This window comes from Streptomyces sp. RLA012, from assembly GCF_056270325.1.
On sequence record NZ_JBWDPA010000002.1, the window covers coordinates 10,742,493 to 10,759,242 of the forward strand.

A 16,750-nucleotide genomic window follows, 5' to 3' on the forward strand; every position below is an offset into this window, starting at 1 on the left:
GACATGAACAGAGTGCGCCCCTGACAGGAGACCGTCGACGGCGTACGGGCACTCCTGCCCGATCCCGCGCCGCCGCGCATGGCTCGACCGGCTCGACCGGTGCGGCCGACCGACCATGACCTGGAGGCAGTCCGCACATGAGCTCGACCGGCAGCCGCATCCTTCAACTCGTCGTCACACCCATCGCCTTCAGCGACCCGCCGCTCCTCAATTCCAGCGGGGTGCACGAGCCCCTCGCACTGCGTTGCGTCCTGCAGCTCGTCCTGGACGACGGCACCGTCGGTCTCGGCGAGACCCCCGGCGGTGACGTCCGGCTCGAACGGCTGCTGGCCGCCGCGAAGGTGGTCGTCGGCATGGACGTCTTCGACACCACCGCCGTCACCGCCGCGATCGACGTCGCCCTGCTGCCCACCGTGCCCGGCTCCCACGAGCGCGGCTGGATCACCTCCGCCGTCGAGGTGGCCTGCCTCGACGCGCAGGGCAAGCTCACCGGACGGCCCGTCAGCGATCTGCTGGGCGGCGCGGTCCGTGATGCCGTGCCCTTCGCCGCGTACCTCTTCTACAAGTGGGCCGAACACCCGGCGCTCGACGGCCGTCCGGCGATCGGTGACGACTGGGGCGCGGCCCTCGACCCGGCGGGCATCGTCGAGCAGGCCAGGATGATGAGCCGACGGTATGGATTCGAGTCGTTCAAACTCAAGGGTGGTGTCTTCCCGCCGGACGAGGAGATCGCCGCGATCAGGGCACTCGCCGAGGCCTTCCCCGGCAGCCCGCTCCGCCTGGACCCCAACACGGCCTGGACCGTGGAGACTTCGCACCGTGTCGCCCGCGCACTGGACGGCGTACTCGAATATCTGGAGGACCCCACCCCGACCATCCCGGGCATGGCCGAGGTCGCCAGGACGTCACCCGTGCCACTGGCCACCAACATGTGCGTGATCGCCTGGGAACACCTGCGTCCGGCGATCGAACAGAACGCGATCCAGGTACTGCTGACGGATCATCACTACTGGGGCGGACTGCGCCGCACCCGTGAACTCGCCGCCGTCTGCGAGGCGTTCGGTATCGGTCTGTCCATGCACTCCAACTCCCACCTCGGCATCAGTCTCGCCGCGATGACCCATGTGGCCGCCACCATCCCCCGCCTCGACCACTCCTGCGACACCCACTACCCGTGGAACTCTGCGGACGACGTGATAGTCCCCGGTGTCCTGGAGCTGCGCGACGGCGCGGTCAAGGTCCCCACCGGTCCCGGGCTCGGCGTCGAACTCGACCACGGCGCCCTGGAACGTCTGCACCGCCGCTACCTGGCCTCCGGTCTGCGCACCCGCGACGACACGGGCTACATGCGGCGTGTCCACCCCGAGTACGAGCCGCGACTTCCGCGGTGGTGACCCGGCGTGGACAAGGCGAGGTCCGGGGATGTCATCGCCGTACGTGCTCACCCTGGCGAGCGCGTGGTCGTCGACGGTGAGCAACCGGCCGTCGGCCGCACACCGGTCGGCGGCAGCGTCCCGCGTGCCGAACGGGGAAGCGTTCAGCCCGTTGGAAGTACCGTACTGCGGCGGTCGTTGCAGTGCGCCGCCGGTGAGTCGCCCGGAACCGGCCATGTCTGGTGGGCCAGCAGGGCGAGGCTCACCAGTGTCAGGAGGAGGTCGATGTCGGTGTGGACCTCCAGCCGCATGGTCACCCATCGCGAACCGGGCACCATTCGGACCGCGGTCGCGCCCCTGAGATGATCCTCGAAACGGCGAATGGCGCGGGCTGTGAGGTGCAGGTCGACGTCGTGATCCGAATGGAAATGCACGATCTCGCCCTGTGCCGAACACAGCGCCCGCCCCGTGCCGCAGCTCGGTCGGGCCTCCGTGAGGTCCGGCCAGCTCGCCAGTTGCGTCATGGCACGCAAGGCCAACGTCATGCCCCCATCATGACCAGCTCACCGCCCGTCCACCAGGACTTGAGGGCGTCGTAACTGAGCCGTAGTGTTCGCATGTCAGAAAATAGGTGTATAAGGCGCAAGTGTTTTTCCGAGCCGGGCGCCTCCACCGTGCGAAGAACGAGCGTCATATCCCGTACCCGTGGTCACTTCTTTCCCGGGGCGGGGAGGGGCTCGGCGGCGTTGATCCCAGTGCTGAGACCACGGTGGGCGCCAGGGCGCCGGGGCGGCTCAGGTCCGGTCGAGGGCCTTGAGCGGGGGTGGCCGGCTGTCCCGCGTGCACGGTCGGATCCCGGGGCCGTTGCATCAGCGCCGGCCCGTGTTCCCCGGGGGGCGGGCGACGGCGCACTCGGAGGGGTGGTCCGGCGCGGCGGCCCAGTGGGATCCGCGTGGCAGTTCGATGGAGTCGCCGGAACCGGTGATCGCGGGCCCGCCGTGCAGCAGGGCGGCCGACTGCTCCAGCGGCGTGCGGTGGCTCAGGCCATCCAGAAGAAGACCGCCGTCATCCGCTTGTCCTCCATGGTGCTGCCCCAGTAATCGGTGGCGCTGTGCATCAGGTTGGCGTGGTAGAGGAGCAGCCGGTTGTAGCGATGGGGGACTTCGAGGTCCTCGACGAAGGAGTTCGGCGGCACGAACCGCGTACCCAGCGCGTCGACCAGGTTGTTGTGGGGAGCCGCCACCACGTTCCCGCCGAGCCGGCCGCCGGGCAGGCTCTGCCGGTGGAAGCTGGTCCCGCACCCCTTGGGCACGACCGGGTTGAGATAGAGCACCGCGGCGTACCGGCACAGCGCGCGGGAGTCGGTGTGCGGGCGCGGCTCGCCCTCGCCCTTGCCGACCACCTGGACACAGTTGTGGTTGAGCGTGCCCCCGGACGGCGTGCTCTGCACCCACAGCTCCTTCGCACCGGTGGCCTTCTTCACCAGCCGCTCCACACGGGCCAGTTCGCCCGGTTCGAGTCCCGGCATCGTCCGCAGGCCGGGCCAGCTCTCCGAGGTGTACGGGTAGCCCTTGACCCAGTCGTCCTTGGCCAGGCACCGGGCCCGGACGGCATCCGCGTCGGGCAGCACGTCGTCGAAGACCCAGTAGTCCCGGTCACGAGTCGGTTTGCGATAGGGGAGGACAGGAAGAGCCGGCGTCCGTGGGGGGTGTGAGGACATGCGGCAGACCCTAGGGCGGCGTCGGTCACCACTGGCCAAGGAATTGGTCACCACTCACCAAGGAATTGGTCAACAATCTGTCAACTTCGCTTGGTCACAAGGGTGTCGGCGCGCCGGTGCACCTCCGTACACACTTCGCGCGCCGCTTGGAAATGAGATCCATTTTCAGATAGCGTGGGCGGCGTCCACCTACCGAGGAGACCGACATGGCCGTTCCCAAACGCAAGATGTCCCGCAGCAACACCCGTCATCGCCGTGCGCGCTGGAAGGCCGCCCCCGCGCAACTCGTCCCGATCGCGGTCGACGGCACCGCGCACCTGGTGCCGCAGCGGCTGGCCAAGGCCTACGAGCGCGGCCTGCTGCGCCTGGAGGCCTGACATGCGCGCGGCCTTCGTCGGAAAGGGCGGCAGCGGCAAGACCACCCTGTCAGCCCTCTTCTCCCGTCATCTGGCGCACTCCGGGGCGCCCGTCGTCGCCATCGACGGCGACATCAACCAGCATCTCGCCCAGGCCCTCGGCCTCGGCGACGACGAGACCTTCACCGCCCCGCCCCTCAGCGCACGGCTCGGCGAGATCAAGGACCACCTGCGCGGCGTCAACCCACGCATCACCTCGTCCGAGGCCATGATCAAGACCACTCCACCGGGCCGCGGCTCGCGCCTGCTGCGTCTCCTCGACGACGACGCGGTGCACACCCCGCACCTCCAACCGGTGGGCGGTGTACCGCTGATGGTCACCGGCGAGTTCGACGAGAGCGATCTCGGCGTGGCCTGCTACCACTCCAAGCTCGGAGCGGTGGAGCTCTACCTCAACCATCTGGTCGACGGCCCCGGCGAGTACGTCGTCGTCGACATGACCGCCGGTGCCGACGCCTTCGCCTCCGGACTGTTCACCCGGTTCGACATGACCTTCCTGGTCGCCGAACCCACCCGCAAGGGCGTCTCGGTCTACCGCCAGTACCGCGACCACGCCGAGGAGTTCGGCATCCCCATCGCCGTGATCGGCAACAAGGTCACCGGCGAGGACGACCTGCTCTTCCTCAAGGAACATGTCGGCGACGACCTCCTGACATACCTCCAGCACTCCTCCTGGGTGCGCGCCAGGGAGCAGGGCCGCCCACCGGGCGACCTCGAACCGCACACCATCCATGCGCTGCGCCGCATGCGGACGGCCCTGGACGCCCGTACGAAGGACTGGGCGCTCTTCCAGGAACACGCCGTCGCCTTCCATCTGCGCAACGCCGCGGCCTGGGCCGACCGGGCCACCGGCAGCGACCTCTCCGCGCAGATCGACCCCGATTTCCGGCACGGTCCGACGGCCCTCGACCCGATCGCCGACTGACCCCACCCTCCCGTTCCGCGCCCTCGTACCGCCCATCCGTTCCGCGCCCTCGTACCGCCCATCCGTTCCGCGCCCTCGTACCGCCCATCCGTTCCGCGCCCTCGTACCGCCCATCCGTTCCGCGCCCTCGTACCGCCCATCCGTTCCGCGCCCTCGTACCGCCCATCCGTTCCGCGCCCTCGTACCGCCCATCCGTTCCGCGCCCTCGTACCGCCCATCCGTTCCGCGCTTTCGTGCCATCCATCCGTTCCGCGGCTTCGTGCCATCCACCCGTACCACCCACTCGTATTCGCCCCATCTTTTCCACCCAGCGACAGGACTGCCTCTCCCATGTCACTCGATGTCTCCCCGAAGCTGCTCGCCGAAGCCGAACGCGGTCCGGTCCGCGAAGCGGACTTCGTGGAAACCGTCCGTACGTCCCTGCCGTACGCATACGACCTCATCGCCGACCTCGCCGACCAACTCCGTGACGGGACAGGGGAGTTCGCCGACAACCACACCCCACCGCCCTCCGAGAAGGAACGCGGTCAGCTGCTGCGGGCGCTCGCCAGCGACGCGATCCGCGGCAGCCTGGAGCGGCACTTCGGCGTCACCCTCGCCTTCATGAACTGCCACCGCGTCGCCGTCTTCCGCCCCGAGGGCAGGGGCGGCGCGACCCACACCCGGTTCACCTCGATGCGCTCGCAGATCCTCAACCAGTCACCCGAGTTCCGCGACTGCTGAACCACGCGGGTACTGGTCCGCGTCCGTCCGTCACATCGCGGGCCGAGTGAGGGACTGCTCGGCCCAGATGACCTTCCCCTCCGGGGTGTAGCGGGTGCCCCAGCGCCGGGTGAACTGGGAGATGAGGAACAGCCCGCGGCCGCCCTCGTCGGTCGTCTTCGGGTGCCGCAGATGCGGAGCGGTGGCACCGCTGTCGGAGACCTCGCAGATCAGGGCGTGCTCGTTGATCAGACGCAGCCGGATCGGTCCGGCCGAGTGCCGGATGGCGTTGGTGACGAGCTCGCTCACGACCAGTTCGGTGGTGAAGGCCAGCTCGTCCAGGCCCCAGGCGGTCAGCTGCTGCGTGGCCGCCTTCCTGGCCTCGGCGACCATGGCCGGGTCCGTGGGCAGCTCCCAGGTCGCCACCCGCTCGGCGCCCAGTCTGCGGGTACGGGCCATCAGCAGTGCCACGTCGTCGTACGGCCGGGTCGGCACGAGATCGTCCACGATGGTGCGGCACAGGCCGTCCAACGGCTGGCGGTGCGCCCCCAACGCGCGCCGCAGGCGCTCCCGGCCCGCCTCCTGGTCCCGGCCGGTACGGGCCGTGGAGATCAGCCCGTCGGTGTGCAGCGCGAGCACACTGCCTTCCGCGAGGGTGAACTCGACCGCCTCGAAGGGCAGTCCGCTGACGCCCAGCGCGGGACCGTGGGGGAGGTCCGCGAAGGTGACGGTGCCGTCGGGGGCGATGATCGCGGGAGCGGGGTGCCCCGCGCCCGCCATGGCGCACTGCCCGCTCACCGGGTCGTACACCACGTACAGACAGCTGGCACCGACGGCCTGCATACCGCTGGTGAGGGTGTCCGCGCCGGTGCCCTCCTCCCGGGCGGCCCGGCTGACCAGGTCGTCCAGGTGCGCGAGCACCTCCTCGGGCGAGAGATCCAGATCCGCGAGGGTCTGTACGGCGGCCCGCAGCCGTCCCATGGCGGCGGCGCCGTCGATGCCGTGTCCCGTCACCTCGCCCACGACCAGGGCCACCCGGGCGCCGGACAGCGGAATGACGTCGAACCAGTCCCCGGCGAGGCCCGTCAGCTCGTCCGCGGGCCGGTAATAGGCGGAGACCTCCACCGCGGCCTGCTCGGGGAAGCGGTGCGGGAGCAGATTGCGCTGCAGCACGAGTGCCGCGTCACGCTCGCGGGTGTAGCGGCGGGCATTGTCGACGCACAGCGCCGCCCGGCCGACGAACTCCTCGGCCAAGGCCAGATCGTCCGCGTCGAAAGGCTCCTCGCGGTCGCGCCGGAAGAACGTGGTGATCCCCAAAGTGATGCCACGGGCCAGGATGGGCACGATCATCACACTGCGCAGCCCGAGGTCGAGGAAGGAGGCGGCCCGCTCCCCGGCGACACCCCCGGCCCACTCCTTGGTCAGCGGGTCCAGCCGCTCGTCGCGCCACGACCGCCCCTCGGCCAGGCACCGGACCGGGGGAGAGCCCGTCTGGTACGTCGCGGCCTCACCGATCCCGACGACGGTCTCGGGGACCCCGGCCCGGACCGACTGGTGCCCGGCGCGCCGCAGTGGCACCACGGTCGTGTCATTCACGGGACCGGGCACCGGCTCGGCTCCCTTGAGCACGGATTCCAGCAGGTCCACGGTGGCGAAGTCGGCCAGCCCGGGTACGGCGACATCGGCCAGCTCCTGCGCCGTCTGCACGACGTCCAGACTGCGCCCGATGTGCTCGCCGGCCCGGTCCAGCAGCGCCAGCCGCCGCCGGGCACGGTAACGCTCGGTGACGTCGACGACGGTGTAGTACACACCGATCGGATGGCCGTGGTCGTCCTCCAGCCGGATGAACGACAAGGAGTGCGCGGTCTCGCGATGCGGCGCGGACCGTACACGGCCCACGTGCTCGTAGGCGACGACCGGCCGGCCGGTCTCCAGCACCCGGCGCATCTGCGCCTCCAGCGTCTCGGCGTCCAGACCCGGCTGTACGTCGGCGAGTCTGCGCCCCAGCCGCTGCTGCGGCGGGCCGCCGCCGAACTGCTCCAGCGCGGCGTTGGACCACACGTACCGCAGGTCCATGTCCACGATGGCGATGCCCACCGGCGAACGGGCGTTCATCCGCTCCAGCACGGACCGGCTCATGTCCCAGCCGGGGCTGTCGGCCAGATCGGCGAGCAGCACCACCCACCGTGCCGGCCCACCGCTCTTTCGTGTCCGGCCGTCGCTCTCCTGCGCCCGGCCGCCCTCCCGTACGGGGCCGCCCTCCCGTATCGGGCCGCCCTCCTGTATCGGAACAACGCGGACCATCAACCGGACCGCGTGTCCGTCCCGGTGCAGCGCGGAGAGCAGTCCGGCCCAGCCGCCGCCGTCGCGGCACCGTTCGGCGAGCTCGGGGATGCGTGCCGCGTCCTGCGGGGGCAGCAGGTCGGCCGCGCGACGGCCCAGGACCTCGGCGGGCGTGTACCCCAGCAGGCGCTCGGCGTCCGCGGTCCAGCTGGTCACCGTCATATGGGCATCGAGGAGCAGCGGTGCGGCATCCGCCATGTCGAAGCGCCGGCGGGCCGATACGTCTCTTTCCTCGCTCACAGCCACTGCGACCCTCTCCGCTCCCCGAAGATGGTCCTACCCCATATTTGCCCATTCTTCACGCTGTAGGACCGGGGCCTGGCAGGTGGCGAGGGGCCGTCGTCGCGGCCTTCTTGGCTCATGTGCGCCCGGGGCCGACGGTCCGCGGGGCGAGGAGACCCTCGTCGCGGCGGTCGTCCCGGAGCCCGGCCGGTACGTCGGCCTCGAAGGACTCGACGTCGGCCCGTACTTCGTCGGCCGCGCGCATCCCGACCACGATCCCGACGATCACGGGATGGAGCAGCGGGAACGCCATCGCCGCCTGCGGCGCACGGCGGCGCGGGAGAAGTCCCAGACACGGCGGTGTGTCGCGGGCGCCTCGAAGCCCTCGTCCATGCGGCCGGCGGGATCCTGCGGTACGAGCAGGCGGCCCACCTTGGTCGACAGCGTGAACGCTTCGCGGGGCTTGGTCCGCAGGAGGTCGCCCACCCGGCGCTCGGAGTGACCGATCCCGTAGTGGGGTGAGGTGTCGAGGGGGCCGCCGCCGAAGCCGAGTCGCGTGACCTCGACCGTGCTGTGTCCGAGCCGGTTCGCCTGTGTCGTCGTTTTCATCGGATCCCATGGGGTCGGGACCGCGACAGGATGCCCATCGAATTTCCCGACCCATCCGCGCCGCTGAACTTCAGGGCCCATATCCACGTATCACTCCACGGGGATGGCGTGAGATCGCGCGCACGGAAGGAGAGCAGTGTGTCGACACCGCCCGAACCAGGGCAGCCCGTGAGGCGACGGGCGATCGAGCCCACCCATGTTCAGCGCCGCCGCCGCACGGAGGCGCTCGCGGAGCTGTTGAGAGAGGTGCGCGAGGAGCAGCGGGGGGCCGACCCGGACGAGAACTACGAACTGGTGCCGTTGCCGGTCACCACGACGAAGGCCGTTCCGCCGCCGGTGGAGGACGAGACCGAGGAACTGCCGCCCGTCCTGGTGGGGGAGGACTACGTCGGCGGCGGGGTGTCGGAAACCACGCGCCGAACCGCGTCGGCGGACGGGCTCGGCAACGCCACGAAAGCGGGGCGCGGGCACGGCCATGGTGCCGGTTCCGCTTCGCGCCGCACCACGATCACCCTCGCGGTGACCGCGGCGGCCCTGGTCGGCGTCGCTCTCGCGTTCGTACTGCCGGGCGACTCGGACAGCGGTTCCCCGGCCGGGCAGGCCGCGAGCAGCCCACCCACGACGGCCGCCGCCCAGGCACCGTCCCAGGCCGCCGACCCGGACGGCGCGGGCACCCTCCGCGAGGGGGACAGCGGCTCCGAGGTGACCGAACTGGAGCAACGGCTGCTCCGCATCCCGAACGTGTACGACGGCGGCTCCACGAACGGCACCTACGACGCCACGCTCACCGCCGCGGTCGCGCGCTTCCAGCTCTGGTACGGCATCCGGGGCGACGAGACGGGCGTCTACGGCAACGACACCCGCGCCGACCTCGAATCCCGTACGACGCTGTAGTCCCGTATGGCCGGAGGTCCCGCCGGTGGGCACGGACCTCAGGTCGTCCCGGCCGACCTGTGAGACCTACGCGACGCAGGAGAACCGTGGGGGCGGCAAGGTCGATGCGGCGGGCGGCGGGTGGCGACGGTGCCGGGCGGGCCACCGAGCGGCACCAGCAGGGGCGGGCGGCCGACGAGGCCGCCGACCGAGTCGAGGACGCCACGGCCGAGCAGCCGCAGCAGGACGAGCTGCTTCCGGTGACGCGTGGCGTGGCGTTGCGGCGTGGCGTGCGGCGGCCGGGCCGCCGACGTTCGGCGTCTGGGCGATCACCCCGGCGATGTGCGGGGTGCGGGCCGCGACGCGCAGAAGACGACCGGCGGACGCGGAGAACCCCCGGAGTGCCGATCCCGCTCCGATCGGCTCCCGGCAAGGTCGTGGCGAACGCGATCGCGGTCCGCCAGTCGGCCGACTGACGCCCGACCCGGACGACTTGGCGCGTCCGGCCACGGCTCTCACCGAATCCGCGGTGGTCGAAGGGCGGCACGCCGCCAGGAGGGTTCACGGGGGGCCGAGTGTGACATCCCGGTCACTGGTCGGCCGGGCGCTCCGGCCCGGTACCTGGCGTACCGTGCCGCCTCCACCCTCAGGACCGGCGTCCCCGATCTCGCGAGGACGGGTTCCTCCCACGGGTCAGACCGGCTGGGGCACGGTGGGCTGCGTCCGGGAGTCGAGGACGTCCTCGCCGTACAGGTCCTGCACCCAGTTGGTCTGGTAGATGGTTTCCAGATACCGCTCACCCAGATCCGGGGCGATGGCCACCGCGGTCAGCTCGCGCCCCTCCTGCCCGGCCAGCCAGTCCATCGCGCCGCTGACCGCTGTGCCGGTGGACCCCCCGAAGAGAAACCCGTGGCTGGCCAGCCGGTGGCAGGCCCGGATGGTGTCGGCCTCGGCCACACACACCACATCGTCGACATAGGACTCGTCCAGTAGCGGCGGGCGCCTGCTGGTGCCCAGGCCGGGAATCATCCGCCGGGCCGGGGTGCCCCCGAAGGTCACCGAGCCCACGCTGTCGACGGCCACGATGCGTACCGGCCGGTGCCACTCGCGGAAGTAGCGCGCGCAGCCCATCAGGGTTCCGGTGGTGCCGGCCCCGACGAACAGCACATCCAGGTCCGGGAACTGCCGGGCGATGGCCGGGGCGGTGCTGCGGTAGTGGGCCAGGCCGTTGCTGGGGTTGGTGTACTGGTTGAGCCATACGTAGCGGTCCTCGGAGGCGCACAGTGCGCGGACGTGATCGATGCGCGCGCCGAGGAAGCCGCCGACGGGGTCGGGCTCGGTGATGACGTGGACCTCGCTGCCCAGCGCCTCCATCATCAGCCTGGTCGCCAGATTGCAGCGGGAGTCGGTCACGCACAGAAATCGGTAGCCCTTGCTGGCCGCGATCACGCTCAGGGCCACGCCCAGGTTGCCCGAGGACGACTCGACCAGAACCGAGCCCGGCGTCAGCAGACCGTCGCGTTCGGCGGCCTCGACCATTTCGGTGGCTGCCTTGATTTTGACCGATCCTGCGAAATTGAAGCCTTCGCACTTGAGGAACAGCCGGTGCCCGACGATTCCCTCAAGGTCGACGTAGAGGTCGTCCTCGTTGAAGGCCTGGGGGACGGATATGACGGGCATTGTTGTCTCCTCGACTGCGACGGGGTGTTCTCCCGGCCGCTGACCCGTCTCGGTGCGGCTCGGGGAGGAATTCGGCGGTGAGTGGGGACTCGCCGGAACACCTCCAGTAGGCCCGGATCACGGCAGCCGTGTCATGCCACCAAAATTCGGGACTTGACATACCCCCTGTTCGAGGATAAGCGGCCTCGCCCGACAAAACGCACAGAAAGCGAGAGAACACGGAGCGAGACCGGTAAAGCGGTCGAAATATCAAGGCCGGTGCATTCCGTCAAGCCCCGAAATGCAGGGGCAGGACATGAACTCCTCGGCCGGGCCTACTGGAGAGGCGGACATCGCGAATCCGTCCGCACCGAACCAGCCCACCGAACCAGCCCAGAGAACCAGCCCACCGAACTACGCCGACCGAAACATCACCGAGGAGCTCACGTGCTAAGCAAATCTCTGGAGGTCTTGACGGCCGATCCGGCTGACATCTCGACCCGCCAAGACGGTGGGTGCGTCGGCCCGCCGACCGGCACCGAGAAGGCGCTGGCCGAGGTGCTGGCCGGCGTCGCGCGCGTTGAGCAGGTGTCGGCCGACAGTCACTTCTTCAACGACCTGGGCGCCGATTCCCTGGTGATGGCCCAGTTCTGTGCACGCGTCAGGAAACGGGCGGATCTGCCTTCGGTGTCGATGAAGGACATCTACCAGCATCCCACCATCCGGGGTCTGGCCACAGCGCTGGCCGACGCCGCGCTCGCCGACGCCGCGCCCACCCCCGTCCCGTCTCCGTCTCCGTCCCTGGCTCCGGGCCCGGCTCTGGAACCGAGGACGGAACCGGAGACGGAGGCGTCGGCACCGGCGCGCACACCGACCGCCGCGGGGACGCGGACCGAGGCGGCGGCGCAGCCCGACGGGGCAACGCGGACCGAGGCACCGGCGCGGACCAAGGCGTCCGCGGCGGCCAGTACACGGCGCTACCTCGGCTGCGGAATGCTGCAGTTCCTGATCTTCCTGGGCTATTCCTGCCTCGCCGCCCTCGTCGCCGAGGAAAGCTATGAGTGGATCTCCGCAGGTTCGGGCCTGTTCGACCTCTACCTCCGGTCGGTCCTGTTCGCCGGCGCGGTCTTCGTGGGTCTGTGCGCCCTCCCGATCGTGGCGAAGTGGACGCTCATCGGCCGCTGGCGTTCCGGCGCGTTCCCCCTGTGGGGCATGGCCTATCTGCGTTTCTGGGTCGTCAAGACCCTGATCCGCACCAGCCCTGTGCGCCTGTTCGCCGGTTCACCGCTCCACGTGCTCTACCTCAGGGCGCTCGGCGCGCGGATCGGCAGAGGGGTCACGATCCTCTCCCACACGATCCCGGTCTGCACCGACCTGCTCACGGTCGGGGAGGGCACGGTCATCCGCAAGGACGTGCTCATGTCCTGCTACCGAGCCCATGCCGGCCTGATCCAGACCGGCCCGGTCACCCTCGGCAGCGACGTGCTGGTCAGCGAGCACACGGTCCTCGACATCGAGACCTCGATGGGCGACGGCGCTCAGCTCGGCCACGCCTCCTCCCTGCACACCGGCCAGGTGGTGCCCGCGGGCGAACGCCGGCACGGCTCGCCGGCGCAGCCGACCGACGTGGACTACCGGACGGTCGGCCCCGCCGACTGTGCCACCGCCAAAAGGACCCGCTACTGCGTTGTGCAACTGCTGAGTCTTCTGTTCGTGTATCTGCCGCTGGCGATGGGCGGCGTGACCATCCTGCTCGCCGACGTCCCCCGGCTTCGGTCGCTCCTGGAGCCACGGACGGTGGCCTTCACCAGCCCGGCGTTCTATACCGACGCCCTGGCCACGTCCCTGGTCGTCTGCTTCGGAGCCGTCCTCGTCGGCCTCCTGGTCGTCGGCACCGTCCCGCGAGTGCTCCACCGGGCCATCAGGCCCGGCAAGGTCTATCCCCTGTACGGATTCCACTACGGCATCCAGCGGGCGATCACGCTGATCACCAACAGGAGGTTCCTCACCACGCTCTTCGGCGACAGCTCCGCCATCGTCCACTATCTGCGCTACCTCGGATACGACCTGTCGGGCGTCCAGCAGACCGGGTCGAACTTCGGCACCGAAGTGCGCCACGAGAACCCGTACCTGAGCTCTGTCGGCAGCGGCACCATGATCGCCGACGGGCTGTCCCTCATGAACGCCGACTTCTCAAGTACGTCCTTCCGTGTGTCCCGTACGTCGATCGGGACCCGGAACTTCCTCGGAAACCAGATCGCCTACCCCGCACAGGGCAAGACCGGCGACAACTGTCTGCTCGCGACGAAGGTCATGGTCCCCATCGACGGACCGGTACGCGAAGGTGTGGGCCTGCTGGGCTCACCCAGCTTCGAGATCCCGCGCACGGTGCTGCGCGACAACAGGTTCCACCACCTTCAGACCGGCGACGAGCTGCGCCGCCGCCTGGCCGCCAAGAACAGGCACAATGCCGCGACCGCCGGCCTGTACCTGCTGGCACGGTTGTTCCACTTCTACGTGATCACCCTCATCACCATGGCCGCGGTCGGCCTTTACCCCGCGCTCGGCGCACTCGCGATCGCCCTGGCCGGCGTTCTCACCCTCACCTTCACCGTCATCTACTTCGTGCTGATCGAACGGGCCTCCACCGGATTCAAGCCGCAGAAGCCGCTGTACTGCTCCATCTACGAGCCTTCCTTCTGGCGCCACGAACGCTTCTGGAAGATGGCCTCGGTCCACTACATCGAGGTCTTCAACGGCACCCCCTTCAAGAACGTGGTCTGGCGGCTGCTGGGAGCCCGGATCGGCAAGCGGGTCTTCGACGACGGCTGCTTCTTCCCCGAGCGCACGCTCGTCACCGTCGGCGACGACAGCACGCTGAACGCGGGGACCGTGATGCAGTGCCACTCGCAGGAGGACGGCGCTTTCAAGTCCGACCGCAGCGCCCTCGGCAGCGGCTGCACCCTCGGGGTCGGCGCCTTCGTGCACTACGGCGTGACGATCGGCGACGGCGCCGTGCTCGCCCCCGACTCCTTCCTCATGAAGGGCGAGGAAATCCCCTCGTACGCCCAGTGGGGAGGCAACCCGGCCCGGGAGACGGCGGCCGATGAAACCCGCCTCAAGGGCCGGCGGGAACACAACGCCACCCACATCACCTACGCCACCCACGGCATCCACGCCGACCCGGTACGCGGCAACTGAGGGCATCTGACGGCAACTGACACCGTGACACCGACGAAAAGCAGAGGAAAAGACCCGATGGCAACGCTTATGAGTCCCACCCAGACCGGCCGTGAGTACTGGCGCGGCGTACTGACGGCAGGCGGTTTCACCCCCGCCCTACGCTGGACCCTGTACCCGGTGACCGGGGTGGGGGAGTACGAGACACCGGTCCCCCACGACACCGTGTACGGGCTGCGCCGACTGGCGGGCGAGCTGGCGATGCCGCTCGGTTCGCTGCTGCTGGCCGCGCACGCCAAGGTGCTCGCGGCACTGTCCGGAGAGCAGGAGATCACCACCGGATACGTCGCCGGGGGTGGCGGCCCGCTGCCGTGCCGGCTCACCACGGCCCCCGCCTCATGGCGGGAGCTGCTGCTGAACACCCACCGGGTCGCCGCGGAACTGCGGGCACACCAGGACGTGCCGGCCGAGGACATCGACGCTCTGAGGCGCGAACTGGGTTTGACCGGGCCGTCGTTCGAGACCGTCCTCGATCCCACCGCGCTCGACGGGGGTCTCACCGAGGACACCGCGCTGCGGGTGGGCATCCGCCACCGCGACGGCCGACTCGTACTGCGGCTGACCTACCGCACTGACGCGCTCGACGCCGAAAGCGCCGCCCGTGTCACCGGATATCACCTGACCGCGCTCGCGCTGATCGCCGCCGACCCCGATGCCGAACACGCACACCAGAGCCTGCTGTCCGCGAAGGAACTGTGGTTCCAGCTCGAACGACTTGCGGGACCGGTCCGGGAGTTGCCCGATCGGAGAGTGCACGAGCTGTTCGAGGACCGGGCGCGGACGCATCCGGACGAGATCGCCGCCGTGCACGCCGGCCGGCAGTGGACCTACGGAGAGCTCAACGCCCGGGCGAACCGGCTGGCCCGCGCCCTGCTGGCCCGCGGACTCGCTCGCGAGGGCGTCGTCGCGGTGGTGACCGAACGCAACCTGGACTGGCTGGCCGCGGTCATCGCCGTGTTCAAGGCCGGAGGTGTCTACCTCCCCGTCGAGCCGCACTTTCCGGCCGAACGTATCGCCGCCACCCTTTCCCGCGCCGCATGCACCCTGGTGCTGACCGAACCAGGCAGCACCGCCACCCTCGACCGGGCCCTCGGCTCCCGGCCCGGAGCCGAGAGGCTCTTCGTCGGTACGGCTTACGAAGAAGACCAATCCGACGACGATCTCGGTATCCACGTCACGCCCGACCAACTCGCCTACGTCTACTTCACCTCCGGCTCCACCGGTGAGCCGAAGGGCGCGATGTGCGAACACCTCGGCATGCTCAACCACCTCTACGCCAAGATCGACGACCTCCGGATCAGCGAGGGACAGGTGGTGGCCCAGACCGCGCCGCAGTGCTTCGACATCTCCCTGTGGCAGCTGATCTCCGCACTGCTGGTCGGCGGGCGGACCCTGCTCGTCGAGCAGGACGTCATCCTCGACGTTCCGCGCTTCCTCGACACCATCACCGACGGCGAGGTCACCGTCCTGCAGGTCGTGCCCTCCTACCTCGAAGCCGTCCTGACCGAGCTCGAACAGCGCCCTCGCGCACTGCCCGCCCTGGGGTATGTGTCGGTCACCGGTGAGGCGCTGAAGAAGGAACTCACCGAGCGCTGGTTCACCGTCCGGCCCGGGACACGGCTGGTCAACGCCTACGGGCTCACCGAGACCTCGGACGACACCAACCACGACGTGATGGACCGGGCGCCGGACCGCGTCCTGTTGGGCCGCGCGGTCAACAACGTACGTATATACGTCGTCGACGAGCACCTCGCACCGGTGCCGTTGGGCGCCCCGGGCTTGATCGCGTTCTCCGGGGTCTGCGTCGGCCGCGGCTACATCAACGACCCCGAACGCACCCGGGCCGCCTATCCGGCCGATCCGTACCGCGAAGGCACACGGCTCCACCTCGGCGGCGACTACGGCCGCTGGCACCCTTCGGGGAAGCTGGAGTTCCTCGGCCGCCGAGACGCCCAGGTCAAGATCCGCGGGTTCCGGATCGAGACCGGCGAGATCGAGAACACGCTGCTCCGTCTCCCCGGTGTCCGCGACGGTGCGGTGGTGGCGGTCGAACGCGCCGACCGGAGCAAGCACCTGATCGCCTTCTACTCCGGCCCGAAGCCCCTCGGCACCGGGACCCTCACCGACCGGCTGGGTGCCTCGCTGCCCGCCTACATGGTCCCGGCGGCCTTCCACTGGCGCGAAAGCCTGCCGCTGACCGCCAACGGCAAGATCGACAAGAAGGCGTTGACGGCGCTCGGCACGGAACTCGTCTCGGAACTCGCCCTGGAACTCGCCGGTGCCGAGGAGGGCCATGAGCCGCCGGCCACACCGACCGAGCAGCGGCTGGCGGCCGCCTGGGCGAAGGTCCTCGGCGTCCCGCAGGACCGGATCGGACGCCGCGACCACTTCTTCGACCGCGGCGGCACCTCCCTCTCGGCGGTGAAGCTCGCCATCACCCTGGACCGCGTCGTCTCCCTCAAGGACGTCACCGCGCACCCGGTACTCACCGACCTCGCCGCCCTGGTCGACAGCGGACCCCAGCGGCACACGACCCCGTCACCGATCTCCTCCTGAGCCGCAGCGAAAAGGAAGCGAGCACCGTGCCGTACCCGATGCCGGAGTCCCTCCTCGACCTGCGCCGGCACGGTTGACGGGGCGGGCCGGTCCGGGGCCTGCCGGCCCGCCG

The 16,750-nt window shown here is 69.9% G+C and carries 13 protein-coding genes; 7 read left to right on the plus strand and 6 right to left on the minus strand.

The window, feature by feature from the left end; all coding sequences use genetic code 11:
- Positions 1–137: 137 nt before the first annotated feature.
- On the plus strand, positions 138–1,394 hold the full coding sequence (locus RV986_RS48990) for a glucarate dehydratase family protein (RefSeq protein ID WP_475923570.1): 1,257 nt from the start codon (positions 138–140) through the stop codon (positions 1,392–1,394).
- A 143-nt stretch (positions 1,395–1,537) separates the two neighbouring features.
- On the opposite strand, the gene RV986_RS48995 is transcribed toward RV986_RS48990, so the two are convergent.
- Both RV986_RS48995 and RV986_RS49000 read right to left on the minus strand, forming a co-directional pair.
- Positions 1,538–1,918, minus strand: coding sequence for a luciferase domain-containing protein (locus RV986_RS48995; RefSeq protein ID WP_475923571.1), 381 nt, complete (start codon positions 1,916–1,918; stop codon positions 1,538–1,540).
- Between the two features lie 494 nt (positions 1,919–2,412).
- Positions 2,413–3,093 (minus strand): DUF6445 family protein, encoded by a 681-nt coding sequence (locus tag RV986_RS49000; RefSeq protein ID WP_475923572.1) that lies wholly within the window; start codon positions 3,091–3,093, stop codon positions 2,413–2,415.
- A gap of 206 nt (positions 3,094–3,299) precedes the next feature.
- Between RV986_RS49000 and rpmF the strand changes: the two genes are divergently transcribed.
- From rpmF to RV986_RS49015, 3 genes are all read left to right on the plus strand, one after another.
- Positions 3,300–3,470 carry a 50S ribosomal protein L32 gene (rpmF, locus tag RV986_RS49005; protein WP_475923573.1) on the plus strand — a complete coding sequence of 57 codons (171 nt, stop codon included), beginning with the start codon at positions 3,300–3,302 and terminating at the stop codon, positions 3,468–3,470.
- A gap of 1 nt (position 3,471) precedes the next feature.
- On the plus strand, positions 3,472–4,434 hold the full coding sequence (locus RV986_RS49010) for an ATP-binding protein (protein WP_475923574.1): 963 nt from the start codon (positions 3,472–3,474) through the stop codon (positions 4,432–4,434).
- 330 nt (positions 4,435–4,764) lie between these two features.
- Positions 4,765–5,157 carry an SCO5389 family protein gene (locus RV986_RS49015; protein WP_475923575.1) on the plus strand — a complete coding sequence of 131 codons (393 nt, stop codon included), beginning with the start codon at positions 4,765–4,767 and terminating at the stop codon, positions 5,155–5,157.
- Between the two features lie 30 nt (positions 5,158–5,187).
- Here RV986_RS49015 and RV986_RS49020 read toward each other — a convergent pair whose 3' ends face one another.
- The 3 genes from RV986_RS49020 to RV986_RS49030 form a co-directional block, all read right to left on the minus strand.
- Entirely contained in the window at positions 5,188–7,677 is a 2,490-nt protein-coding gene (locus tag RV986_RS49020; RefSeq protein WP_475924691.1) for a SpoIIE family protein phosphatase, read from the minus strand.
- Positions 7,678–7,837: 160 nt separating this feature from the next.
- Entirely contained in the window at positions 7,838–7,990 is a 153-nt protein-coding gene (locus RV986_RS49025) for a hypothetical protein (protein WP_475923576.1), read from the minus strand.
- The gene (locus RV986_RS49030; protein ID WP_475923577.1) at positions 7,987–8,310 is read right to left on the minus strand and encodes a hypothetical protein; all 324 of its coding nucleotides are present in this window, start codon (positions 8,308–8,310) and stop codon (positions 7,987–7,989) included. The genes RV986_RS49025 and RV986_RS49030 overlap by 4 nt, the downstream gene beginning before the upstream one ends.
- Before the next feature lie 138 nt (positions 8,311–8,448).
- On the opposite strand from RV986_RS49030, the gene RV986_RS49035 reads away from it, so the two are divergent.
- Complete coding sequence (locus tag RV986_RS49035; RefSeq protein ID WP_475923578.1) at positions 8,449–9,204, plus strand: peptidoglycan-binding domain-containing protein; 756 nt, start codon at positions 8,449–8,451, stop codon at positions 9,202–9,204.
- Between the two features lie 672 nt (positions 9,205–9,876).
- On the opposite strand, the gene sbnA is transcribed toward RV986_RS49035, so the two are convergent.
- Complete coding sequence (gene sbnA, locus RV986_RS49040; protein ID WP_475923579.1) at positions 9,877–10,863, minus strand: 2,3-diaminopropionate biosynthesis protein SbnA; 987 nt, start codon at positions 10,861–10,863, stop codon at positions 9,877–9,879.
- A 426-nt stretch (positions 10,864–11,289) separates the two neighbouring features.
- Between sbnA and RV986_RS49045 the strand changes: the two genes are divergently transcribed.
- On the plus strand, positions 11,290–14,043 hold the full coding sequence (locus tag RV986_RS49045) for a Pls/PosA family non-ribosomal peptide synthetase (RefSeq protein WP_475923580.1): 2,754 nt from the start codon (positions 11,290–11,292) through the stop codon (positions 14,041–14,043).
- A gap of 57 nt (positions 14,044–14,100) precedes the next feature.
- Positions 14,101–16,638 (plus strand): non-ribosomal peptide synthetase, encoded by a 2,538-nt coding sequence (locus RV986_RS49050; protein WP_475923581.1) that lies wholly within the window; start codon positions 14,101–14,103, stop codon positions 16,636–16,638.
- Positions 16,639–16,750: the final 112 nt, after the last annotated feature.